General features: G+C 35.9%; 14 protein-coding genes. 1 reads left to right on the forward strand and 13 read right to left on the reverse strand.

Annotation, left to right across the window (positions count from 1 at the left end):
• Nucleotides 1–5: 5 nt before the first annotated feature.
• The 3 genes from FNW17_RS08555 to FNW17_RS08565 form a co-directional block, all read right to left on the reverse strand.
• Nucleotides 6–4,838, reverse strand: coding sequence for a PA14 domain-containing protein (locus tag FNW17_RS08555; protein WP_185965283.1), 4,833 nt, complete (start codon nt 4,836–4,838; stop codon nt 6–8).
• Between the two features lie 593 nt (nt 4,839–5,431).
• Nucleotides 5,432–8,386: a T9SS type A sorting domain-containing protein gene (locus FNW17_RS08560; RefSeq protein WP_144071427.1), complete on the reverse strand. Its 2,955-nt coding sequence runs from the start codon at nt 8,384–8,386 to the stop codon at nt 5,432–5,434.
• A gap of 467 nt (nt 8,387–8,853) precedes the next feature.
• Nucleotides 8,854–12,186 (reverse strand): G8 domain-containing protein, encoded by a 3,333-nt coding sequence (locus FNW17_RS08565; protein ID WP_144071428.1) that lies wholly within the window; start codon nt 12,184–12,186, stop codon nt 8,854–8,856.
• 484 nt (nt 12,187–12,670) lie between these two features.
• Here FNW17_RS08565 and FNW17_RS08570 point away from each other — a divergent pair, with 484 nt between their 5' ends.
• Complete coding sequence (locus tag FNW17_RS08570) at nt 12,671–13,147, forward strand: regulatory protein RecX (protein WP_144071429.1); 477 nt, start codon at nt 12,671–12,673, stop codon at nt 13,145–13,147.
• 193 nt (nt 13,148–13,340) lie between these two features.
• On the opposite strand, the gene FNW17_RS08575 is transcribed toward FNW17_RS08570, so the two are convergent.
• The 10 genes from FNW17_RS08575 to FNW17_RS08615 form a co-directional block, all read right to left on the reverse strand.
• The gene (locus tag FNW17_RS08575; RefSeq protein ID WP_143389143.1) at nt 13,341–14,495 is read right to left on the reverse strand and encodes a beta-ketoacyl synthase N-terminal-like domain-containing protein; all 1,155 of its coding nucleotides are present in this window, start codon (nt 14,493–14,495) and stop codon (nt 13,341–13,343) included.
• A gap of 150 nt (nt 14,496–14,645) precedes the next feature.
• Nucleotides 14,646–15,917, reverse strand: a complete 1,272-nt coding sequence (gene bioA, locus FNW17_RS08580) for an adenosylmethionine--8-amino-7-oxononanoate transaminase (protein WP_143389142.1) — start codon at nt 15,915–15,917, stop codon at nt 14,646–14,648.
• 81 nt (nt 15,918–15,998) lie between these two features.
• Nucleotides 15,999–16,619 carry a dethiobiotin synthase gene (gene bioD, locus FNW17_RS08585; protein ID WP_143389141.1) on the reverse strand — a complete coding sequence of 207 codons (621 nt, stop codon included), beginning with the start codon at nt 16,617–16,619 and terminating at the stop codon, nt 15,999–16,001.
• Between the two features lie 49 nt (nt 16,620–16,668).
• Complete coding sequence (locus tag FNW17_RS16645; protein ID WP_317129773.1) at nt 16,669–16,857, reverse strand: GxxExxY protein; 189 nt, start codon at nt 16,855–16,857, stop codon at nt 16,669–16,671.
• Between the two features lie 23 nt (nt 16,858–16,880).
• The gene (locus FNW17_RS16650) at nt 16,881–17,054 is read right to left on the reverse strand and encodes a GxxExxY protein (protein ID WP_262710843.1); all 174 of its coding nucleotides are present in this window, start codon (nt 17,052–17,054) and stop codon (nt 16,881–16,883) included.
• A gap of 58 nt (nt 17,055–17,112) precedes the next feature.
• Nucleotides 17,113–18,279: an aminotransferase class I/II-fold pyridoxal phosphate-dependent enzyme gene (locus FNW17_RS08595; RefSeq protein ID WP_144071430.1), complete on the reverse strand. Its 1,167-nt coding sequence runs from the start codon at nt 18,277–18,279 to the stop codon at nt 17,113–17,115.
• A gap of 139 nt (nt 18,280–18,418) precedes the next feature.
• Nucleotides 18,419–20,914: a glycoside hydrolase family 9 protein gene (locus FNW17_RS08600; protein WP_144071431.1), complete on the reverse strand. Its 2,496-nt coding sequence runs from the start codon at nt 20,912–20,914 to the stop codon at nt 18,419–18,421.
• Nucleotides 20,915–21,245: 331 nt separating this feature from the next.
• The gene (locus tag FNW17_RS08605) at nt 21,246–21,527 is read right to left on the reverse strand and encodes a F0F1 ATP synthase subunit epsilon (protein ID WP_143389138.1); all 282 of its coding nucleotides are present in this window, start codon (nt 21,525–21,527) and stop codon (nt 21,246–21,248) included.
• 90 nt (nt 21,528–21,617) lie between these two features.
• Nucleotides 21,618–23,129 (reverse strand): F0F1 ATP synthase subunit beta, encoded by a 1,512-nt coding sequence (atpD, locus tag FNW17_RS08610; protein WP_143389137.1) that lies wholly within the window; start codon nt 23,127–23,129, stop codon nt 21,618–21,620.
• A gap of 250 nt (nt 23,130–23,379) precedes the next feature.
• Nucleotides 23,380–26,199, reverse strand: coding sequence for a TonB-dependent receptor (locus tag FNW17_RS08615; protein WP_144071432.1), 2,820 nt, complete (start codon nt 26,197–26,199; stop codon nt 23,380–23,382).
• Nucleotides 26,200–26,349 lie beyond the last annotated feature (150 nt).

Genomic DNA, 26,349 nt, shown 5'->3' on the forward strand with positions numbered 1-26,349 from the left:
ATGTTTTAGTATATAATTTTATTCACAACTGTTTTGCCGTTTTGTAAAGTTGTTTTAACAATTAACGTTTGGTCACTCGAAACCAAATTGGTTATTAAAAACTCGTTACTATTGATACTGCCGTTTTGGTAGATTTGTCTTCCGAGTACATCATAGAATATTACTTTGTCTATCGTTTCTGATAATGAATTTATTTTTATTTTTTTGTTTTTAATAAAAATCAACACCTGATTTGATTGGCTTACTAAATCATTTGCACTCAATGTTTTATTGGCATAACGCAATACAAAACGGTCATTAAAAGTTCCTGCAAGGGTATTAAAAGTATAATCTCCCCCTTTTAAATCATATACGGTATTGGTCAATTTATCTTCAACAAACACCGGTTGATTTGCCAATAAACCATCTACTTGGCCAATGTTTATGGTAAAAGAACCATCTATAGTAGATCTAAATCCTAAAGGCACTTCATCATTTTCGTCAAATGGCAAAGCACGACCCTGAATTACTAAATTCTTATCTAGGCTGATGCTATAAAAATCAACAAATTCATTCCCGTCAAAACTTTCACCATCAAAACTACTATCATAATCATTGGTAGCATCCGTAAGATAACCTACTAAAGTTTGCTTGAAAGCTCCTTGTTTATTTGTTAGGTTTAACCAAAGTCTGTTTTTTTCGAATGCGTTGGTTGTTTTTGTAGTGTTTTTAGTTTTGAAAAACTGTTGATTAATCCCTGTTTTGTCAACAATAGTTGTTCCTGCAAGACGCATTATATTATTAAAAGTGACTGACCCACCAGTAGCTTTGCTAGTTGTGAAAAAAGCTTGTCCAGCTGCTATTTTGCCTGTTGGAATAATCCCTTCACTTACAGCTACTCCTCCTGTTCCGTTATAGGATGCGTAATCATCCGATGTATATGCATGAACTCCGGATCCTGCAGTCCCGTTATTAATATTTGAAGCCAGTTGAATAGCCGTGTTGTGTGTCCAGAAATAAATTGTCCCCTCTATAAGTGCGCTGTTGGTTGATAAAAACGTATCGGCATCTATTGCTGATGGATAAGGATTGCCTAAAAGGTTTGAAGTTGTAGTAGGTCCAATTGCAATTGTTTTAATTCCATTATTTGGAACTCCAGTAAAAGTAGCATAATACAATCCTGGCGGTGGCGGTGGTGATGATGATGTTTGAGGTCCTCGAATGATGTAACCTTTTCCAACAAACATTGCTGTCGATGCCGATTCTTTTTTCCAATCTTCTGGGACACTAAAATCATTATAAGAATAAAACATCCCTGATGCATATGACGGAGATATACTCAAATTATGATTTACTACTGGTGAAGACCAATAAGTATAATCAGAAGTTAGAGCAGATGTGCTAGTTCTCTGATAAATTATATTTCCTGAATTTATAGAGGCATTATTGGTTTGTACCAAACTAGAAGTGTTTTCGAAAGTTAATGTTCCAGTTCCAGAAACGGCAACTTCATTAGTAATTATCAAGTTATACCCTGTTTTTATGATAACATTTCTTCCTGTATTGACAGTACACGAACAACCCGTAACATCTACATTTGTATCGTGAGATAGGGGATAATTTCCATTAAAAACTAGTGCATGACTACTGTTTGGCGTTCCATTAGACCATACGGTTGTCCAAGTGTTCGTAACCGCTGCATTAATAACTACATTTGCAGTAGCCGATGAGGCACAGCTACCATTCGATGCTGTAAAGTTATAACTACCCACTGCTAATCCTGAAATGGTCATTGTTGTTCCTGTAATTGAATAACTATTAGTCGTTGTTCCCGTTTGATTTATAGTCCCCGATGTTGGCAAACCACTTAAAACTACGCTTCCAGTTATTATAGAACAATTCGGTTGGGTAGTTGTTCCAACTGTTGGAACAGAAGGTGTAGCTGGCTGTGTATTAATAACAACATTTGCAGAAGCAGGTGAACCACAAGTGGAAACGGAGAATAACTGTGTTGATGGAATAATTTGTGAAACCTGACTCGGACTACTCCACGATAATTGAGATACCGCGTCTCCCACATTTTCATAATATTCTAAAACGATGTCATATTTAACACCTGCCGTAAGTGAAATGGTACCTGTATTATTAACCGCTGAATGATCATTCCAATTATTAATAAGTTGTGTTCCATTTATCCATAGCCTAATGCCATCATCGCTTCTGGTTGTAAAAGTATAAGTTTCACTATAAAGCGGCTGAACAAATCCCGACCATCGTACTGAAAAATTATCGTTACCAATCGAAGGATCAGGGCTTCCGTTTGCCCAATCAAAATTAACCGTAGCATCGGTGCGGGTTAAAACAGGAGAACCTGAAAGATCCATATTATTAAAATATTCTCCTTTTAAACCATTATTTAAATTATTTACCGAATAGATGTATGTTGTTCCTGCAGCAAGTCCAGCAATTGTTGTACTTGCTCCAGACCCTAATGTTGTAAAGCTTCCAGGACTTCTGGTCAACATCCAATTCCCAGCTGGCAAACCATTTAAATCTACACTACCAGTAGCTGTAGAACACGTAGGCTGAGTAGTAGTTCCTATTGTTGGGGCAGAAGGTGTAGTTGGCTGTGTATTAATAACAACATTTGCAGAAGCAGGTGAACCACAACTGGAAACGGAGAATAACTGTGTTGATGGGATAATTTGTGAAACCTGACTCGGACTACTCCACGATAATTGAGATACTGCCGAACCAGAGTTTTCATAATATTCTAAAACAATATCATATTTCACGCCGGCAGTAAGTGCTATAGTGCCTGTGTCAGTAGCTGCTGCATGATTTGTCCAATTGTTAATGATTTGAACCCCATTTACCCACAACCTGATACCATCATCACTGCTGGTTGAGAAAGTATAGGTTTGACTGTAAAGCGGTTGTATTAGTCCCGACCATCGTACTGAAAAATTATCGTTACCAATCGAAGGATCAGGGCTTCCGTTTGCCCAATCAAAATTAACCGTGGCATCGGTGCGGGTTAATGTAGGTGATCCCGAAAGCGTCATAGTATTATTAAAATATTCCCCTTTTAAACCATTAATAAAATTATTTACTGAATAGGTATATGTTGTTCCTGCAGCTAGTCCAGAAATTGTGGTACTTGTTCCTGTTCCTGTAGTTGTAATACTTCCAGGACTTCTAGTTAACACCCAAGAGCCAGAAGGCAAACTGCCTAAAACGACACTGCCAGTAGCTGTAGAACACGTAGGCTGAGTAGTAGTTCCTATTGTTGGGGCAGAAGGTGATGTGTTTACTGTAATCAATGCCGTAGCCGTTCTAGTTGCACTTATACAACCACTAGCTGTTTTCGTTTCTGCATAATATGTTGTGTTACTTGATGGCGAAACTGAAAAATTAGTACCACTTGCAGAATTTCCTAAAAGTATCCCTCCTGTTGCAGTAGTATACCAATTTATAGTGTTTCCATCAGAAGTTGCATTTAGATTTAAACTTGCGCTATTACAAATGGAAGTGCTCATGCTTGGAGTTACAGATGTAGGTGCTGCTGTATTACTAATCGTTACCCAAGACGATGTAAGAGGCGTTGCTCCTGCTCCCGTTGGGTCACATCCATTTGTAGCTTTAACTGCAAAATTTCCAGAAACAGCAGTTGGACCAAACGTTATAGTTGCAGAAAGACCGTCTGCAGAAGGAGCTATTGTCCACCCTGTATAAGATGTTGACCATATATAACTAGAAGCTCCAATTACGGGATTTATAGTATAAGTTGCCATACTACCTTGACATTGGGATGTAGAAGGAGTGCCTGAAAAATTTGGTGCGCCACTTGGCGCATTTGTAACATATACAGTTCTAGTAACAGTTCTAGTAGTACATCCGGATGATGCAATCGTATAAGTAATTATAGCCGTTCCTGCAGCTACGGATGTTACTACCCCTGTCGCAGAATTTACTGTAGCTACTAATGGTGAACCACTTGACCAAGTCCCACCTAAAACTGTTGATGACAATGTTGTTTCCATTGTACCATAAGTACATATATATTGATTTCCTGTTAATGTACCAGCATTTGCTGGACAAGTCCAAGTAATTATTATTCTTCCTGCACCTCCAACACCTCCAGACTGATTTCCAGCATCTTGTGAAGTCCTTGAACCTCCGCCTCCGCCTCCAGGTTGAGCTCCAGAATTACCAACACTTGTAGTTCCACTTGTTCCAATTCCTGCTCCTCCAGCTCCGCCAGAATTAGCTCCTGCACCACCAGCTCCTGAGGAAGCTACAGTTGGATTAGTTGCAGTTGCCCCATTTACACCCAAAGAACCCGCTGTCATTGTTGTTCCGACAGATGTCGCAACCGTTCCGCCAGCTCCTCCACTTGGAGACCCACCTGATGTATTTCCTGATCCCCCACTTCCCCCGTCAGCATATATTGAAGTTGTAAATCCTGTAATTGTTGAGTCCCCTCCAGCATTTCCAATGGCACCAGAAACTCCTGTACCTCCAGCACCTACAACAATTGGGAGACTTGTCCCAGATGTAACTGTAATTGTAGCAGTTGCATAAGCACCTCCTCCTCCACCTGCACCACCTCGACCGTTAGAAGATCCAGCATTTGTAGAACCTCCTCCTGCACCTCCTGCACCCCAAGCTTGTACAGTTATACTTGTAACACCAGCCGGAACAGTAAAAGTTCCAGATGAATTAAAAGTTTGAGATTGCCCAAAAGAAAACAAAGGCGTTATAGAAAAAAACAAAACCATCAACAGTAAACGAATGGCTTTTGATGGTTTTAATGACAATACGGTATTTAAAATCGAACTTAATTCGGACTTATTCATAGTAGGTAATTTATTTTTTGATAAAGGGGATTATCGTATTTTGATTAAAATAATAGGGGGATTATATTAACATCAAAGTGCTAAAATAACAATAATAATCAATTAAATATCAAAAAAAAATCGTTAAAACACTGATTAAGTGGGAATACAACTGCAATTTGTCGGTTTGTTACAGATTATAGACGATAAATACTGTTAAAAATAAACAAATGAATTTGCTTTTATCCTTGTAGGATCTAACAATAATGCTATTCTGTTGGTTATAATTGAACAGTACTAGTTAATTACTGCTTTTGAGTAACAATAAATCGATTCCCTTTAGGACAAAAATGAGTAACTCTTTTTGAGATAAAAACAACCTTAAGTTTCTTTAGAAATTCCTGAAAAATGAATTAGGCAACTCAATATCGATTTAAGCAAATGATCTGGTTTTTCAATGCTAAAGTACTAGAATTCTATCCCCAAAATAAGCCCTATAAATAGTGAGACTCGAGTCTTTCTTTCGTCAAAATGACAAAGTTAGTATCTGTATTTATTCTCAACCTAATTCGGTCAAACATAACCCTTCGAAACTCATCGAAGAGTTATGCTTTTTATTTAATGATGATTTTTTTACTGAATTCGCCTTTCGTCGTTTTAACTTTTACAATATAAATTTCAGAAGACACATTTTTTATTGGAATCTGGATATTGGTTTGCTCATTTTCTTTTACATCCCAATTGGCTATATTTTGACCCAGCAAATTGAATAGTTCCACAGCATTTACAGTGGCATCCGTCACATTATTTCGTATAATTAATGTTTTATAATTATTAGAGTATAAGGCGATAATTCCGTCGTTGCCATCTAGTTCACCTATACTTAATGTTTTATCGGTATAACGCAATACAAAACGGTCATTAAAAGTTCCTGCAAATGTATTAAAAGTATAATTACCGCTTTTTAAATCAAATACTGTGTTTGTCAACTTATCTTCGATAAAAACCGCTTGATTCATTAGCGAACCATCTACTTGGTCAATGTTTATGGTAAAAGTACCATCTATAGTAGATCTAAATCCTAACGGTACTTCATCATTTTCGTCAAATGGCAAAGCACGACCTTGAATTACTAAATTCTTATCTTGGTTGATGCTATAAAAATCGACAAATTCATTCCCGTCAAAACTTTCTCCATCAAAACGGCTGTCGTAGTCATTGATAGCATTAGAAACATAACCAATTAAGGTTTGCTTGAAAGCGCCTTGTGTATTAGATAAATTTAACCAAATACGGTGTTTTTCTATAGTTGATGCTGTTTTTGTATTAGGATTTTTAGTTTTGAAAAATTGTTCGTTAATTTTTGTTCCGTCTGGTAAAGTTGTACCGCCAACTTCACGCATACTATTATCAAAAACAATTGAACTGCCAGATGGTGACACTTGAGTGGAAGCAAAAAAACCTTGCCCAACAGATATAAACCCATTTGGTTTGTCACTACCACTAGGAGAAGGACCTCGATAAGGGAGGTTTGTTTGGGGGTCAATGTCCGATGGAGCAGCACCAACTCCACCAGTTGCATTATAAACAGCATAGTCATCTCCAGAGTAGGCATAAGTTCCCGTGCCTGGATTAGATCCTCCAACTCCAATTTGTGTTTTATGAGTCCAGAAATACAAAGTGCCATTCAAAACACCTGCATTGGCTATCAGAAACTTATCTGCACTAATAGCTGATGGATATGGATTCCCTAATAAATATGATCTGTTTGCGATAATACTTGAAACACTTTTATTTCCGTTGTTTGGCACACCCACAAAAGGAGCTTCATAAAGACCAGGTGGTGGTGGTGGGACTGGCTGTATAGATGTTGGTTCAGGCCCTCGAACGATATAACCTAAACCAGCGGTCATTATTGTTGCTGGTGATTCTTGTTCCCAATTATCTATAGTTGAATTATACGAATAATACTTATCCGAAAGTGTTTTGTTTTGAGAAACCCCACCCAAAGTATATAATGCCACAGGGGAGGACCAATAGGTATAATCAGTGTTTCGAATGGAAACATATCGTTTATACGTAATATTTCCTGAATTTACAGAAGCGTTATTAATTTGCACTAAACTAGCAGAATCTTCGAAAGTTATTGTTCCACTGTTGTTTGTTACTTTGTCCGTAACTTTTATGGTGTTACTACTATTCACTATTAGACTTGACCCTGATGATACTGTGAGAGTATTGGCTAATGCTATTTTACTACTATCATCAATAATTGGTTTTCTAGTGACATTAGTTGGGATTACTACATCTGTGGTAGCGGTTGGTAAACTACCGCAAGACCAGTTTGACGGTGTAAACCAGCTGGTGGTGTTGCCTGTCCAAGTGTTTGTGTTATCAATCGTTACAGTTGTAGTCGCTGAAGTAGCAGAGGTACACGTCCCTCTTTGAACTACTGCCCTAAATTGTGTTGTTTGTGTTAATACCCCGGAGGTATATGTATTAGAAGTGTTTGTAATTGGATTCCAGCTCGAAAAAGGACTTACCGAACTTTCCCAACGAACTACATTTCCAGTGTTTCCGTTTAACGTTAATAATCCACTAGTTGAACCTGAACAAATTGTCGTTCCTCCCGAAACAGTTCCTCCAACCGTTGCAGGAGTAACGGTTACTGTCGCATAAGGAGAATTAATACTCCCGCTACAACCTGAGGATGTATAAACTGCCCTAAACCTAGTAGTTTGTGTTAAAGTTTGCGCTGGCAAAGTAGTAGTTGTATTGGTAATATCTGTAAAAGTTAAAAAATCTGTAGTACTTTGCCATCTTACTACAGTTGCTCCTGAACTTGTAAATGTAATTGGCGCCGATTGGCTAGATTGACAAATCACCTGAGATGCAGGCGAAATTGAACTTGGACAATTTAGTGATGTTCCGGAACAAGGACCTGTACCACAATCGCCTGTACTGCCAAAAATTGTTCCAGAACCCTGCGATTTCATAAAACCAGAAGAAGCCATTGACCCTCCTCCTGTGACATCAACATTACCTGTAGTCGACTCAAAATTACCATCAATATAAACCGTACCAGCAACATTCATATCTCCTTTTGTCACCGTAAAATCACCATTTACAGTAAGCGCACTGCCGGCATTGACAACGACAGCATTTCCAGCTCCATTATAATTAACCACAATAGATCCTATACTTAAATTAGCACTGCTATTTAATGTAAATGTTCCTTCAACCGAAAGTTTGGCTGCAATCGTCACCGATATTGAAACCGTAGAGGTATCGCCTGATCGTACATTAATTGTGTTCGAAACTGTATACGAGGCATCCTTAGGAGCAATTGTTGTAGTTACCCAAGCAGTGCCATTATAATTTTGCCAATTAGTAGCAGCATTAAAAGTCACGTTTCCATTAGAACGATAATCGCCAACTGTTTGTCCAAAAACTGTACTTGCAAAAAATAAATTGAAAACCAACAAAACCACAAATAGCGAACGAGTAGCCTTTGATGGTTGTAATGAAAATAAAACAGTGTGAATCGAACGTAAGTAGAACTTATTCATAGTAGGTAATTTGTTATTTTTTAGACAGGGGACTATCTTTATTTCACTTTAAAATATTGAATTATATGGACTTACATCTTCTTCTAAAAGACCGAAACTACTACCTATTCAATAGTCATCAAAACTTATTCGTTCAACTACTTATTTAGTCGATATATCACTTTTTTACATCGATGAAAAATAAAATATATCTGATAAATATTGTTAAAAAAAATAAAATTTATTATTAGTCTAAGCTTTCTCTTATTGAAAATCAAATGATTGTTTTTCAGTAAAATAGATTGAATTCGAGATAATAAATTAAGTAGTAATATTTTATATAAAACCCGAAAAAGGATAGACTCATAATCTTTGATTATTTATCCTAAATTCACCTTAAAACTAACCCTGTCAGAGTATAAATTTCTGACAGGGTTTATGTTCTTCATCATTGCTCTGAGCATGAATATAAATGAAATTGCTTTTACCTATTTGATAATTATTTTTTTGCTACTTTCCCCTTTTGTTGTTTTGACTTTTACAATATAAATTTCCGAAGGCAAGTTTTTTATTGGAATCTGGATGCTAGTTTGCTCTCGCCCTTTTACATCCCAATTGGCTATATTTTGACCTGCTATATTGAAAAGCGAAACAGAATTTACAGTTGCATCTTTCACATTATTTCGAATAATTAGCGTTTTATAATTATTCGAATATAATACGGTAATTCCATCGTTTAGCACTACTTCTTCTTTACCCAATGTTTTGTCAGTATAGCGCAATACAAAACGATCATCAAAGAATCCTGCTGCCGTTGTGAATGTATAGTTTCCTTGTTTTAAATTAAATACAGAATTTCTCAATTTATCTTCAAGAAACACAGGTTGATTGTATAGCAAACCATCAGTTTTTCCAATTTTTATAGTAAAAGCTCCGTCGAGAGCTACTCGATATCCAAGAGGGATTTCGTCGTTTACATCAAACGGCAAGGCACGTCCTTGAATTGCCAGATTCTTGTCTTCGTTGACACTATAAAAATCAAGAAAATCATTTCCGTCATAACTTTCTCCATCAAAACGTCCTTCATATTCATTAGTAGCATCGGTAACATAACCAACTAAGGTTTGCTTGAAAGCACCTTGAGTGTTTGTTAAGTTTAACCAAATACGGTGTTTTTCTATAGATTTCGGCGTTTTAGTTTTGAAAAACTGGGTGTTATTTCCCGTAATTGTTCCAACACCAACTCTCATATTGTTGTTGTAAAGAATTGTAGAACCAATTGGCGACAGTTTACTACTACCAAAGAATCCTTGACCAGATGCGATTTTACCTGATGGAATGTTGTTATTAACTCCTCCTGTACTCACACTTGGAGCTTGTCCTGGGTAAGGTAGTCCAGTATTTGGATCTATATCGGGCGGAGCTGCACCAACCCCTCCTGTTGCATTGTAAGCTGCATAGTCATTTCCAGAATATGTCCATACTCCTATTCCTGGATTTGGTGTACCGATAGCAATTGGTGTATTATGAGTCCAGAAATAGAGCGTTCCATTCAACACCTCTTTATTTGCAACTAAGAAAGCATCGGCATCTAAAGCAGATGGATATGGATTTCCTAAAAGACATGAAATGTCAGGAATTATTCCCGAAATTGTGTATGGTCCATTATTTGGCACACCGTTAAATAAAAGCGTACCAAAACCTACAGGAGGCCCAGGTGGTGGTGGAATTCCTCGAATGATATACCCTTTCCCAATCGTCATTGTAGTAGATGATGGAACCTCTTGAACCCAATCTGTTCCATCAAAAGAGAAAAACTTATCCAACTTAGTTGAAGGAGATAATGTAAGCAAATTCTGTCCTGATATAGGCGAAGACCAATACGTATAATCCATTTCTCCACCTGTGTAATTGCGTTTGTAGGTTATGTTACCAATATTGACCACATTATTAATTTGTACCAAGCTGGAGGAATCTTCGAAGGTTAGTGAACCTCCGTTGACATGAACCCAATTGGTGATTTTTAAAGTATGTGTTGGGTTAAAAGTAACTGCTCCACTGGTGATTGTACAAGAGCAAGCTGTTAAATCTCCTGAAGAAGTATAATTTCCTGTAAATTGCAATGCTTGGTTAAAAGTTGGTGGTCCATTTGTCCATGCTGAGCCATTCCAAATTGCAGTAGTTGCTGCTTGAATTCCAATATTTGCAGAAGCCAATGAAGTACAAGTTCCTAAAGTGATTGTATAAGTGTATGTTCCCGGGGCTAATCCAGTAATAATAGTACTCGCTCCTGATCCCGTCGTTGTTGCACTTGAATTACCACTTCTGGTTAATGTCCAAGTTCCAATTGCAGGTAAACCACTCAAAGTCACACTTCCTGTTGACGTAATACAATCGGGCTGAGTGATTGTAGCAACTGGTGGCGTTACTTCTGGGAGAAAAGTAATCTGTCTGTTCAAAGCCGTAGTCACTGTACAATTTGTCCCGGAAGAAGTGAAAATGACTTGCACTTTGTATTCTGCAGACTCTGTTGGCGTACCATTAATAATATTCAAAGTTGCAGATGTAGCACCTGAAAAATGAGTTCCATCGACTACATTATTCCAAACACCAGAAGTTACTGAGCTTTTCCATTGATACGAAACCACATAACCTGGAGATGGTGTCGAAGTAGAAACCGTGTAAGAATAATTGGTTCCATAGCATTGGGTCACAGCAGTTGCAGACGGAGAGATACCCTTTATTTCATTAACCAGAAGTGTTGCAGCATACGATGTAACACTACACCCGCTACTATTGGTGACAATGACTTGAAATAATGTGCCATTAGGAAATTGAGCGCTTCCCACATTTCTAATCGTAATTTTATTTTCATTAAAATTATCTACGTTGGTAGAATTTGAAATTATAGTCGTGTAAGTAGCATCCCCAATTTTTCTATATTGCCAAGAATAGTTAAACCCAGAACCCGATGCAACAACAGTAAAATTAACTGATAATCGTTCGCAATCTAACTGTGTAATGGGCTGGGAAGTTATTGTTGGCGATGAATTTATAGAAATAGTTACTGGAGTGGTATATGCCGAATAAAAAGTATATAAACCAAATACAGAAATTGTTCGTCGTTGATAACTTGTTGTAGAGGTTAAAGCAGGTGGAGAATAAGTTGCACCTATTGCACCTGAGATAGTCACATAACTACCCGATGCGTTTGTCTGCCATTCATAGGAAATTGTTCCTTGACCTGTAGCACCCGTTATCGATGTCAAAGTTGCAGGAGTAGCTCCACTACAAATTGTTTGTGCAACACCTATTGTTCCGGAAGTAACAACATTAATGCCTCCTGCATTTTCAATATCTTGAAATAAGTAAATTGCTCCGCCACCAGTACAAACAGCATATTGCACGGCACCAACAAAAATCTCGTCATTATTATTACAACTCCCATTTAAACTGTTTGAACCATTTTGAAGATATAGAGAAACAGTAGAAGGTAATCTAATTATAGAATGATCAAAATCAATGTGCCCATTGGGAGATGTGACAACTATTAGTTGTGAATTTATTGTAATATCGGCTTTAAAAGAAATACTCATTGTCCCAGAAATACTAATACTATTTGCTGAAACATTCGCACCAAGAATCACCACTTTTCCTGTTGGTATCACCACATCATCAGAAGTAGTTGGAATTGCACCTGTGGACCAATTTGTTGAAAGGTTCCAAACACCACCATTAACGCCAACGTAAGTATTTATTGCCGCAAAAAAGTTAGTTTGAACCAAAACTAAAAAAACTGTAAGAAGTAATTTTTTGATCATAACTTTATATAATTATTTCATAACCAAGCCATTAAAAAATAAAATGCAAGCCAAGCTAAACAACAAATAGAGTATTTCCAAAAATATTCGTTTAAGTACCTATTAATTCGTTATAACGCTATTTAATGATTATGTAATTTATTAAAAATGAGATTTAAAAACATTAAATCAATTATTATTTAATATTTTTTTTGATTTATAACTAAAAAAAGTGCCAAAATTCAAATTATAAAGTTGGATGATTAAATGCATACCAAACTCATATTTCATTTTGTCACAAATTTGATGAATATCACTCACATTCATCTTGCGCTAATCTGTACGTCCTCTTTTTATTTTAATTAAACTCTAATATTGGTGGTTTGCTAATTACAAATTCACAAAAAAAGACAATTTAAAAACGCTCTTTATCAAAATATAAAAACCTAATTTTGTTACTTCAATTTCTTTGTCCGAACTCTACTATACAAATATTATCAGCATAATGAAAGACGTTTTCTCCATAAAAGAAGCCATACAAAAAATAGAATATTTCTGTGCTTATCAGGAACGTTGTCACGAAGAAGTAGTTTCAAAATTGCGAACAATGAAAATGGATTCAGATGAAAGAGACCAAATAATGGTACATCTCATTGGGGATAACTTTCTCAACGAAGAACGTTTTGCTTGTAGTTTTGCCAGAGGAAAACACCGCATCAAGCATTGGGGAAAAATCAGGATTGTTAATGAATTAAAGTTTAAAAATATATCGCAAACACTTATCAACATTGCGCTTAAAGAAATTACAACCGAAGAATATTTAGAAACCTTTCACACATTGGCCGAAAGGCATTGGGAATTCATCCAAGAAAAGAACACTTTAAAAAAACGAAAGAAATTTTGTGATTATATGCTTCGGAGAGGATTTGAAAGCAACTTGGTTTACGATAAAGTCAAGGAATTAGAAAGTAGTGGTCAGTAATCAGTCCCAGTTTTCAATCGTAGTGGAATAGTAAATGGAACGCGGATAAAAACGGATTTTTTTATACCACATAAGACACATAAGGTCATTTAAGTTAAAAAATATTTCAAATAATCAGTGTGAATCCGTTAAATCTGTTCAAATCTGTGGCTAAAAAACCGTGACCTTTGCGCCTCCTTTGCGACCTTCGTGGTTAAATTCCCAACAAAATACTTACCGCATTTCCGCCAAAACCTACCGAATTTACCAGCACTTTACGGATTTGTTTTCTTGGTTTTTGAACTTCGGCAAATGGAACACCAATAAATTCCTGATGTTGCATCATCAAAATCGCAAGTTCCATACTCAACATTCCCGAAGCGCCAAAAGTGTGTCCAATTTTCCATTTGTTGGTAGTAAGCATTGGCAAATTGGTGCCAAAAACTTTTTGGATGGCTTTGTATTCCGTTAAATCTCCTGCTTTGGTTCCTGGAGCGTGCATTACAATAGCGTCAACTTCGGATAAATGGGTGTTTTCCAAAGCCATTTTCATCGATTTCTGGAAACAAGTCGCTTCGGCCGAAATGGAGATGTTGTGTTCCAAGATTTCTGTGGCGTAACCAATGCCTTCAACATAAGCCAAAGCGTTTTCTTTTTGTCCAATTTCCAAACAACAAACCGCTGCACCTTCGCCAAGAATCATTGTGTTTTGCTTTTTTTCCAAGTCGAAAGCTCGATTAGGAAACGCTTCATCACTATTGGAATAAATTTTCAAAGCACGCATTTGTCCAATCGTAAAATCCGTCAAAGGGGCTTCACTTCCACCGACTAGGAATTTGTCCGTCATTCCAGCACGAAGCCAAGCCACACCGTTCAACAAAGCGTGTAAAGCTGTCGAACAGGTAATCGAATGCGAAATTTCAGGACCCGAACTTTGCAAATCGTGAGCCACCCAAGAGGAAATATTACCTAAAGTTGTCGTTGGAGAAGCCAAAGTCTGGGCTTTTCCAGTTTCTAAATATTCCTGAAAATGTCTTTCAAATAAATCAGTAGCACCACGAGAAGAACCAATGTTGATTCCAAAAACATCATTGGAAGTCCAACCTGCATTTTCGATAGCTTTGCGAGATGCTGCCATCGCATACAAAACCGATTTGTCCAAGGATTTGTATTTAATGTCCGATTGTTTTAATGCCTCGATTATTTCATTTGAATCATCGTCGAGTTTGGCAACCAAGGTGTTTTTATGGTCTAAAAAATGTTCGGTAAAACAATGATTGGAATTCTGATAATTTTCCCAAATCGTCTTCGGGTCATTGCCCAATGGAGAAATGGATGCTATGGAAGTTATGGAGATAGTTTTAGACAAGGCTTTTATTTTAGGACAAAGGTCGTGAAAAATGGCACACAGATGACACTGATTTAAACAGATAAAAACGGATTTTTTATTTTTCAATCTGTTTTAATCCGTTTAATCCGTCACTCGAGCGATAGCGAACAGGCGAAGCAAATCTATGTATTAAACTATTTCTAAAGCTTTTTCGACCACTTCATACACTTTTTGCAATTGCTCATCTGTAATAATATAAGGAGGCAAAATATAAACAATATTTCCAACAGGTCGCAGAATTATTCCGCTTTCGATGAAGAAATTATAGAGTTTATTGCGTAAAGTTCCATAATAACTTGCGGCACTTTCGGTTTGTATTTCCAAGGCAAAAATAACTCCTAAAACTCGTGTTGTAGTTACTTTTGGATGCGATTCGATATGCTTTTTAAATTCTAAATGCCTTTTATTCACTCTAACTAAATTGTCTTGCATTTCTTGGGTTTGCAACAAAGACAAACTCGCCAACGCCGCTGCACAACCCGTTGGATTTGCCGTAAAAGTGTGTCCGTGAAACAAGGCTTTATTGATGTCTTCATCATAAAAAGCTTCAAAAATATCCTGTGTAAAAGTCGTAATTGCCATAGGAATAGTACCTCCTGTCAATGCTTTGGACAAGCACATCATATCCGGTTTTTCAGTTAGATAATCACAGGCAAAAGTTTTTCCTGTTTTTCCGAATCCCGTCATCACTTCATCGGCAATGGTCAGCACTTTGTTTTCTTGACAAATTTGAATTAATTTATCCAATGCTTCTGGTTCATACATTACCATTCCAGCTGCGCCTTGTACCAATGGCTCAAAGACAAATCCGGCACAATTATTATTTTGAATAACCTTTTCCAAGGCATTAAAACTTTCTTGTTCTTGCCCTTTTATTGGTACAGGAATTCGAACCACGTCAATAAACATTCCTTGAAAAGCTTGAGTGTAAAAAGAAATTCCACTGGCAGCCATTGCGGCAAAAGTATCGCCGTGAAAGGCATTTTCGAAAGCGATAATCGTAGTTTTTTTTTCGCCTTTGTTGAAAAAATATTGCAACGCCACTTTTATAGCGACTTCAACAGCAGTAGAACCATTGTCGGAAAAGAATATTTTTTGTTGGTTTTTTGGCAAAATTTCCATCAGTTTTTCGGCCAAAATTATGGCTGGCTCGTGCGTAAATCCTCCAAAAAGAACGTGTTCTAAAGTGGTCAATTGTTTGTAAATCGCATCGGCAATAAATTTATTCGAATGCCCATAAGGATTGACCCACCAAGAAGCGATGGCATCAATATATTCCTTGTTATTTTCGTCCCAAAGCAAAGCACCTTCTCCTCTTTTTATGGCAATAGGAAGTGCCGCAGTTTTGTGTTGGGTATATGGGTGCCAAATGTTGTTTTGGTCTCTTTCAGTTAAGTTCATAGGATTTTAGATTGAAGATTAACGATTTTTGAATTCAGATTTCTCCATTGAAATTGAAATTGATTTTTGCCATTGCCATTGTCATTGAAGTTCTAATAGATTTTCTCGAAACAAAACTGCGTATTCTTTAATTACATTTTGGTCAAAGTAGGGTTCTTGTTCGATTCTTCCGATGCATTTGACTCCGGTTTTACCCAGAATTATCGATTCAGAAGATTTGTTTTCGTCACCACTAAAAATAATTCCTGCAATCTTTATTTTCTTGTTTTGTAATGCTTCAATGGTGAGCAACGTATGATTGATGCTTCCCAAATAATGTCTGGAAACAACGATTACTTTATAGTCTTTTTGAATTAAATCGATAATGCAATCGGTGTCATTTATTGGAACAAAAACACCTCCTGCGCCTTCAATGACAAGATGATTCTTTGTTATTGGTTCTTTGATTTGTTTTAAATCAATCGTGATTCCATCCAATTCGGCAGCAAAATGCGGACTGGCTGGCGTGTTGAGTTTATAGCTATTTTCGTGAATGACGGTTTTGTCATTTGAAATATAGCTTTTGATTTTATGACTATCTGAATTGTCCAAATCGCCCGCTTGTATGGGTTTCCAATAATCAGCTTGGAGTGCTTCGACAATAATGGAAGAGGCAATGGTTTTGCCAACGTCGGTAGATATTCCTGTTATAAATAGTTTCATATTTTTAGCCACAGATGACACGGATTTAAAGGATTACCGCGGATTATTTTTAATTTTTTCTGTTGTTTGTAAAGATTAGTCTTTTAATTTCTGGTTTCTCTCCAAAATTTAATAACAAACCAATTTCAATATTCGTTGCTTTTAAATAATTCAAAGTTTGAGCATAATGCGCTTTTACTAAATTATCGCAAGCCTTTAATTCTACAATAATTACTTCGTCAATTAGTAAATCTGCAATAAAATTACCGACAAGTTCATTTTTTAATAAACTTTAATTTGTTTTTGGGCTTCTACTTTAAAACCTTGTGATTTTAATTCAAAATACATTGCATTTTGATAGACATTTTCAAGAAATCCATAACCCAATTCGTTGTAAACTTCATAAAAAACTTTTAAAATCGCTTCCGATAATTCTTTGTGTAAAAATTCAGTCATTACTCGCTTTTAAAAATTAAAATCTGTGAAAATCCGTTAAATCCGTGTCCATCTGTGGCTAAAATACAAAAGTACTCAACAAAGCTAAGACTTCTGAGATTTCTTCTCTTGAATTGTAACTATGCAAACAGAAACGCAAGCGTTCTTGACCTTCGGGAACGGTTGGCGACAAAATAGCTTTTACATCAAAACCTTTTTCTTGAAGCTGACCAGCAATGGATTTTACGTTTTGGTTTCCGGGAATGATCGCCGATTGAATTGCCGATTTAGATCGAACAAACATTGGTTTCAATCCCAAGAGATTCTTTTCTTGATTGAAATGAACTATGTTTTTTCGAAAATTTTCGATGGTTTGTTTTTCCGATTTCAAATGTTGATAAGCTACTAAAATAGTGACAACCGAATGTGGCGAAAGTCCTGTGGTATAAATAAAACTTCGAGCAAAATTGACGAGATATTCCTTTAATTCGTGACTTCCTACGATAGCTGCTCCGTGGCATCCCAATCCTTTTCCGAAAGTCATTATTCGGGCGAAAACTTTACTTTGCAAACCTAACATTTGAACCAATCCTTCACCGTTTTCTCCAAAGACTCCCAAAGCGTGAGCTTCGTCAACCACTAAACAGCAATTATATTTTTCAGAAACGGCTACCAATTCTTCCATATTTGGACAATCGCCATCCATAGAAAATACGGTTTCGGTTACAATGTAAATTATCGAATCATTTTCATTGAAATTGTCATTGCTATTGCCATTGAAATTGACAATTTTTTTTTCTAAATCTTCAAAATCGTTGTGTTTGAATTTATACGACTTGGCATTCGATAATTGGATTCCATCTCGAATAGAGGCGTGACACAATTCGTCATACAAAATCAAATCACCTTTTTGGGGAACGGAACTAAAAAAACCCACATTGGCATCGTAACCCGAATTGAAAATTAAAGCAGTTTCCGCTTGATGAAAATTGGCAATATAAGTCTCCGCTTCTTGATAAACATTGTGGTTTCCTGATATTAATCTGGAACCTGTTGCTCCGTTTTGTATGCAATTAGCATTAATTAAATACTGGTGGGTTTCCTCGAATATGGCTTTGTTTTTTGAAAATCCAATATAATCATTGGACGAAAAATCGATTAAATTATTGGATGCAGCCAATTTTCGCAAAGCGTTGTTTTGCTTGCGGATTTCGAGTTTGGCAGCGAGATTTTTGGGAAACTTCATAAGGGCAAAGTTAAGGAATAAAAGGAATTATAAATATAATGCATATCGTCTTTAATCTTTATAAAAAAAGCCAAACATTACTGCTTGGCTTTTGATGTATTGACATTAACTTAAATCGATTATTCCAAAATTTAAACTATTAATTCTTAATAATTTTCGAACTGTGATCATATCCATCTTGGCTTGTTTTTAGAAAATAAATTCCGTTTGAAAGAGAACTTATATCAATTTTTGAATCCTTTTTTTCAATCTTTTTTTGGAGAATTAAACCACCTTGTTCATTATAGATGTCAATTTTAAGATAGTCATTAAAATTATTTTCAAAATGAAGTATTCCTTTCGTTGGATTCGGATAAAGGATTAATTTGCTTCTTGAAACTTCATTTTCTGGTAGTGCTAACAGTTGTTGATTTTGATAATATTGTAATGCATTTGTAGCATACGCTAAAGGAGCATTCCAATTGATAGTCACCTCATTAGTCGAATAAGAACACCAAGTATCTGAATATTTTCCTGCTTTAGAAGTGCTTGTATACGAACAGCCGTCTGGATTACTCGAGTTCTGAGGCCCTCCAACTAACATTCCGGGCACGGGTAATGAAATTCCATCGGCTTCGGAAATTCGATGATGTGGTCTTTGTGGAGAACTTTCTCCAAATCCTGTTACAAAACTAATGCCTACTGCATTTCTTCCTAGTAAATAATCCATAGCTTTATAAGCTGCAGTTAAATAAGAACTGTCATTAGTGGCTTTAAAAGCGCTCAATAATACAACTATTTGATTTGCTGCCGTACCATTACTACCCCAATTGTAATCATAATTATTCATAGCTGTTTCGACTAAATTAGTGGAAACATTACTTTTTAATGAATTTGCAATAGTAGTTAACTTGTTTACGGCTGTAACTGTATTTAATTGTGCAACATTGGTGTTTGTGAGGTTATTTGCAATAGACAAAATCCCTAATGTACTCGTACTTTGCCAACTTGGAACTCCTTGATTTGTTAGATAGAAATAATTGATATCGTCTTTATATAGTGTTTCTCCTGTACTTATAAATAATTCGACAGCCGCCCATTGAAATTCGTCGTTGACATTATTATCCTCATATGCACCTGTTGATACACCACTTGGATTTGCAGTAAAATACATTGCAGGGTTATTTTTTGCCCAAGTGTATGCTTCTTTCGCTGCAGCTAACAAGGTTGTACTATACCCTGGTTTTTGTATGTTATAATCTGCGAAAATTCTCGAAGCAACAGCCATAACAGCAGCAAAATTTAATGCTGCAGAAGTTGATCTTCCAATAACATAGCGCTCTAAATTATAATTTGCAGGCATTATAATTCCCTCAAATCCTAATCCCGACAATTTATGATAAACAGATCCATCGCCACCATTAGATACTTTATTTTGCATGGTAAGCATCCAGTCTAAATTCCATATAGCTTCATCTAAAATATCTGGCAATCCATTTGTTGACTCAGGAATATTCAAATCTTTGTTCACAAAATGAGGTTTGTAATGCTCGAATGCGGCTAACAAAGTATAGGTACTAATACCACTATTTACAATATATTTATTCAAATCCCCCGCATCATACCAGCCGTTAGGCGAGGAAATAATTGTATTAGTTGGTCGATTTGGCGTAGCGGCTGAAGAATGCACTTTTACTGAAGTATCAGGTGTGCCAGAGCTTCTTGACCATACCCCACCATTTGTTGCGTTGATAGCTGTTGAAGCCCTATTAAAATAGAAGTATTTTATTGAAGCACTTGATAATGCCTCAAGTGGATTGTCGGCCACGCTTATTGACATCTCAGATTGATCCGTTTTTACAGTATAAGTGCCATTTGCATTAATAGACGTTAAATCAATTTTCGCAACATTTAGATTGGCATCTGACCAATTAGCGCTTGATGCAGTTACACCTGATAAAATTTCTACATTACTACTATTAAATACTTTATAATTTTGTGGTCCAAAAGAGGAATCAGATACTAAATTAACTGCTTTGTCTCTATTCTTATGATACCCCACTTGATTCGCTCGTATAAAAATTGGAGTTGGAAGAACCTCTAAGGGTTGACCAAATGAAATCCAATCGATGTCAATTGTCCCATTATATTTCCCAGCAGCATCATTAACAAAAAATATTAAATTCTTTATTGAACTACTATTTACAGTACAAGGAGCAGTCATACTCGTACAAGGGCTTCCTCCATACCCTCCATCCTGAAATTTTCCGGTATAAATTATCTCAAAAATTTGATAAGTTGTAGATAAACTAATGAATGATGAATTTTTATTCGTTAAATAATTCCCACTATCCTGAAGATCGACACGCAAACTAGCGCCACCAGTCCCCTTAACTTTAATATAAAATTTATTATTTCCTGATACATTGATATTCTTCAAACTCCCGTTATCGTGAATACCATAGCTTATGGCGGCATAAGCACCAGCTGTTCCATTACCTATTATTCTCAAATTTTCACTTACTAAACTAGCACTATAAGCTGAAGAAGGATAGGTAGTGTTATTGACTCCTTGGTTAAAATTATCACTATAAACAATTTGACCTGAAGCAAAATTGATTAGTAAAAACAAAAATAATACTGTAATCTTTTTCATTTATTGTTGATTTATTGAATATTAAAAAAGAACTCACACAAATTTAAACAAACAAATTGTTAGTTTTTAATACTTAAAATTCATTTTATGATTAATTATTTACTTTCAATTAATATAAAATTCACAAAAACATAATAATTTAATTTTACCTTCGTCTTGATTACAATTAAATTTTTTACATCATTAAGTCAGTATATACAATAGTTAAGAACGTATCGACAAAATATTTATCTATATATATTAGTACAACAACCTTCGTTTAAAAATTTTAATAAAAAACAAAAAAGCCAAACATTACTGTTTGGCTTATAATTTTTATAGTGAAATTGTCTTAGTCGGCTAAAACAATTACTTTGTTGTCTTTCATTTCGATAGTTCCAGAATTGATCGCTATCGTATAGTTTTGATCGTTTACTTTCGTAAATAACCCTTCTGATTCGCTGCTGAACTTGAAACTAGGAGCTGTAATTTTTACAAGTCCTTTTTGAAGTAATGAAACTATTGGCGCGTGATTATTCAACATTTGAAAGTGTCCATCCACTCCGGGAAGTGAAATGGAAGTTATTTCTCCTGAAAATAATTTTGCTTCTGGTGATACTATTTCTAATAACATAATTTAAGGTTAGAGGTTAGAAGTTAGAGGTTAGAAGTGGAAGTAAAGTTTAAACAACTTCTAACTTCCCACTTCTAACTTCCCACTTTATTATGCTTCTGCCAACATTTTTTCTCCAGCTTCGATAGCATCTTCAATAGTTCCTTTAAGGTTGAAAGCGGCTTCTGGCAAGTGATCTAATTCCCCGTCAATGATCATATTGAATCCTTTGATGGTGTCTTTAATATCAACCAAAACTCCTTTTAATCCTGTAAACTGTTCTGCTACGTGGAAAGGTTGTGATAAGAAACGTTGAACACGACGTGCTCTAGAAACTGACAATTTATCTTCTTCAGAAAGTTCTTCCATACCAAGAATTGCAATAATATCTTGCAATTGTTTGTATTTCTGAAGAATTTCTTTTACTCTTTGTGCACAGTTATAATGTTCCTCACCAATAATTTGTGGAGTCAAGATTCTTGAAGTAGAATCCAATGGATCTACCGCAGGATAAATACCTAGCTCAGCAATTTTACGAGACAATACAGTAGTAGCATCAAGGTGAGCAAACGTTGTTGCTGGCGCTGGATCCGTTAAATCATCCGCAGGAACGTAAACCGCTTGTACAGATGTAATAGATCCTTTGTTTGTAGATGTGATACGCTCTTGCATCGCTCCCATTTCAGTTGCCAATGTTGGTTGGTAACCTACTGCAGATGGCATACGACCTAAAAGTGCCGAAACCTCAGAACCTGCTTGTGTAAAACGGAAGATATTATCAACGAAGAAAAGAACGTCTTTTCCTTGATCCGTTCCAGCTCCATCACGGAAATATTCCGCAATAGACAATCCAGACAAGGCTACACGAGCACGAGCTCCAGGAGGTTCGTTCATTTGACCGAAAACGAAAGTAGCTTTAGACTCTCTCATTCCTGGCATATCAACTTTAGACAAATCCCATCCTCCATTTTCCATAGAGTGCATAAATTCATCTCCGTATTTTATAATTCCTGACTCAAGCATCTCACGAAGCAAGTCATTTCCTTCACGTGTTCTTTCTCCTACTCCTGCGAATACTGAAAGTCCACCGTGACCTTTTGCAATATTGTTGATCAACTCTTGAATCAATACAGTTTTACCAACACCAGCACCACCGAACAATCCAATTTTCCCTCCTTTTGAATAAGGCTCAATCAAATCGATAACTTTAATACCTGTAAATAAAACTTCAGATGAAGTTGATAAATCTTCGAATCTTGGAGCTTGTCTGTGAATAGACATTCCGTTTTCACCATCTTTTGGCAAGTTTCCTAAACCATCAATAGCATCACCAATTACGTTAAACAAACGTCCGTAAACATCTGCTCCAATTGGCATTTTGATTGGGTTTCCAGTTCCAACCACTTCATAACCTCTGCTCAAACCGTCTGTTGAGTCCATTGATATGGTACGTACAGTGTTTTCACCGATGTGAGATTGTACTTCAAGAACTAATAATGTTCCGTCTTTTTTTGTGATTTCTAATGAATCATAAATTTTTGGAAGTTCAACATCTTTTCCGTTGAAAACTACATCGACAACTGGTCCGATGATTTGGGCAACTTTTCCTATTACTTTTGACATTGCTTATGTATTTATTAAATAGCTATTCAGGTTTATGAAAGACATCTAAACGAATCTAATCGGCTGGATGCATTTTCAGTGCGCAAAGGTAATTTTTTAAAATATAAAAATCAACACTTTTTTTATAAAAAAAAGAGGTTGTTTTCTGTTTTGCTCAAAGAAAAGAAAAAAAGGACAAAAATAGTTATAAACCAAAAAACCACCACGTTAGAAGTGATGGTCTTTTGTAAAATAACAGAATTTTTGTTTTTTATGGATTCAGTGTCCAAGAAATATAATATTGCTGTCCTATTGCTCCAGCACCCAATACTTGGGTGTATTCCTTGCCTCCAACATTAGTTGCACCCAATTTTATTAAAGATTTAATTTTTGGAATACCGTAATTAATTTGAGCGTCAACAACTGTAGCTGCTTCTATCATACCATCAGCCATTGTAGATTCCCACAAATACTCATTGTTCCAACGAACACTAGTGTTAAATCCGAAATTTTCGAACAGACTATCATTTCCAACCGAAGCTTTTACTCTATGTTTTGGTGTATTGAAACCCGCTTCAAAGCCTGGATCTTTTGCTTGGTCAAAATCAAATTGTGCATAGTTGTAGCTTATTCCAAAATCATAATTTCCAAACATTTTTCTGGAAAGACCAACACCCATCCCTAGTGAATGAATTTCTAAGGCTGTATTGGTATACAATTGATAAACTCTATAGTCTCCTTTTGAAATTGCATATACCGATTGGAACCCTTTATCTGCAGGGTTTACAACAGAACTAGGAGCATCTTGTGCAGTACCGTAGTAAGTTGCAATTGCAGTTGTGTTTCCAATAAAATTATTGTAAATATTATAATATCCATTAAGATCAATATTTATCTTATTTATTTGAGAACGGTATCCCAACTCATACGCTTTTACTTCTTCTGGTTTTACCAATCCTACATTTGTTTTTCTCAACAATGCTGAGTTTTTTGTCGCACCAAACGCAAGAACTGATGAATATGTATATGAGTCGTAATAGGCATCCTCCCCATTCATAATTGCTGTTGACCCACCCGCAAAAGCCTGACCAAAACCTGCAGAAACAGGTCTTGATTCAGAATATCTCAATAAGTTGTCTGGCGCAGAACCAACTAACACCGCATAACCAACATTGAAACCAATGTACTGGTCTTGTGTACTTGGATTTCTAAAACCTGTTTGATAAGACGCTCTGAAATTATGTTGTTTTTCTTTTCCACCAGCATAGGTTAAAGAAAGTCTTGGTGAATAATTTCCATCAAAGTTTGTAGCTTCATCATAACGAATAGAGCCTGTAAATTTGAATCGGTCTTCCATGAATTTTTTCTGTAACTGCGCATAAGCTCCCTTTTCATTATATTTAATAAGGCTATTAGCGTCAGTATAAATCCTGCCATGAGAATTCAATTGATAATCTCTATAAGATCCGCCCACTTGAATTTCTCCAAATTTAATAAGGTCTTTAAAGTTATAATTAACATCAGAATGGTATATTCTGGAATTATCTACTAATTTTGACCCTGTTAATATATTTGGATCCGCTATTACTTTGTTAAAAGCGTTTTGAAAACCTGGAGTGCCAGGTATTAATCTGCCTATATCTGCTTGGCTACGAGCAAAAGAATGTGAAGCCGGAATATTCCCAGGAGCTAGACCAGGTACTAAACCAGAATAAGCACCCGCATATTTTGTAATATAATCACTAACCCATTGTCCATCTGATTTCCAAATTCTATTTATATTGATACCTGTAAATTGCATATCATAAGAATTTCCTCCATCTTCTGATGTTGTATATCCTCTTAAGAAAAAGTTTTTCCCTTTAAATTCTAATTTATGCTGTTGCATAAAAAAGTTGTTTAGATTGTATCTGTTTGCTCCTTGATAAACCGCATTTCCATAACCAAATTTACTTTGCCATATAACTTCTAGTTTTTCGTTTCCAAATGGTCTTAAATGAAGAGAAAAATCAATTTTAGTATTTCCCGCTTTGTTGTTAGTTAAATCAACCTCATTATATCCTGTTCTTGAAACAACAGTGTTTAAAGATGGAATTGCTGTAAGCAGGGCTGATGGTGCGTATGCACCTAAATTAATTGGAAGATCATCCCCATAAACATTTATACCATCATAACTTTTATCGCTTCTAGTTATCCCTTGCCCTTGTCGGTATTTATCGCCATAATTCACAGCATACCAATCGGTTCCATCCATAAAAGTCATATTCACTTTTGCGGCAAAATAATTATTGAATTTATGCGCCATTCTTATACCAAAATCATAAAAACTATTTGTTCCTGCTGCCTCTTGGCTAGTGGCTCCGTATTTAAAATACGTTGAAATTCCTGGATATGTAAATGGGCTTTTGCTATTCATAAACATGATTCCGTTAAAGGCATTTGCACCATATAAAGCAGAAGAAGCTCCAGGTAACAACTCGACACTTTGAACATCGATATCCGATACACCAATCATATTGCCCAATACAAAGTTCAATAATGGCGAGGAATTATCCATTCCATCAACCAATTGCATAAAACGAGTGTTAGCAACAGTAGCAAAACCACGAGTGTTAATGGATTTGAAAGTCAAACTACTAGTGTTCATTTGCACTTCCTTAAGGTTTTCAAGTCCATCATAAAAAGTTGGTGATGCTGTTTTTTTGATTTCCTTGATACCCATTCGTTCGATAGTTACGGGTGATTCTAAAACTCTCTCAGGAGTTCTTGATGCTGAAACTACGATTTCATCCAATGTGGTCTGATAATCAGTAAGTTTAATAATTACATTTTGATTATTTGAAGTAACACTAACTTTTTTGGTTTGGTGTCCTAAGCTAGTCACTTCAATGGTAAATGGGGGATTTAATGAGGATGTTAAAATGAATTTTCCATCGGCATCTGAGACCGCTCCTGCCTTATCTCCAACGACTTTTATATTGGCACCAGGAATGGGTTGGTTGTTACTTTCCGTAACAGAACCTGTTATTGTATTTTGCGCAAAAGAAATGCCACAAAAAAACAATGACAAAACAAGTAAATAGTTTTTCATTTGATTGATTTTTGTTAGTTTATGCAGCCAAAGTACAAATATTTTTGATATTAATAAAAAAACACTAAAAAAATTTTGATTGTCCGCAATTACCCATAATTTAATAAAAAGCTTTATATTTGATAAAAAAAGTGATGAATCTATTCAATT

Source organism: Flavobacterium franklandianum (assembly GCF_007097365.1).
GTDB lineage: Bacteria > Bacteroidota > Bacteroidia > Flavobacteriales > Flavobacteriaceae > Flavobacterium > Flavobacterium franklandianum.

Bases quoted from the DNA above. Each gene is read 5' to 3' on its own strand.
- FNW17_RS08555 (WP_185965283.1), bottom strand. From the start codon at position 4,838: ATGAATAAGTCCGAATTAAGTTCGATTTTAAATACCGTATTGTCATTA.
- FNW17_RS08560 (WP_144071427.1), bottom strand. From the start codon at position 8,386: ATGAATAAGTTCTACTTACGTTCGATTCACACTGTTTTATTTTCATTA.
- FNW17_RS08565 (WP_144071428.1), bottom strand. From the start codon at position 12,186: ATGATCAAAAAATTACTTCTTACAGTTTTTTTAGTTTTGGTTCAAACT.
- FNW17_RS08570 (WP_144071429.1), top strand. From the start codon at position 12,671: ATGAAAGACGTTTTCTCCATAAAAGAAGCCATACAAAAAATAGAATAT.
- bioA (WP_143389142.1), bottom strand. From the start codon at position 15,917: ATGAACTTAACTGAAAGAGACCAAAACAACATTTGGCACCCATATACC.
- bioD (WP_143389141.1), bottom strand. From the start codon at position 16,619: ATGAAACTATTTATAACAGGAATATCTACCGACGTTGGCAAAACCATT.
- FNW17_RS16650 (WP_262710843.1), bottom strand. From the start codon at position 17,054: ATGACTGAATTTTTACACAAAGAATTATCGGAAGCGATTTTAAAAGTT.
- FNW17_RS08595 (WP_144071430.1), bottom strand. From the start codon at position 18,279: ATGAAGTTTCCCAAAAATCTCGCTGCCAAACTCGAAATCCGCAAGCAA.
- FNW17_RS08600 (WP_144071431.1), bottom strand. From the start codon at position 20,914: ATGAAAAAGATTACAGTATTATTTTTGTTTTTACTAATCAATTTTGCT.
- FNW17_RS08605 (WP_143389138.1), bottom strand. From the start codon at position 21,527: ATGTTATTAGAAATAGTATCACCAGAAGCAAAATTATTTTCAGGAGAA.
- atpD (WP_143389137.1), bottom strand. From the start codon at position 23,129: ATGTCAAAAGTAATAGGAAAAGTTGCCCAAATCATCGGACCAGTTGTC.
- FNW17_RS08615 (WP_144071432.1), bottom strand. From the start codon at position 26,199: ATGAAAAACTATTTACTTGTTTTGTCATTGTTTTTTTGTGGCATTTCT.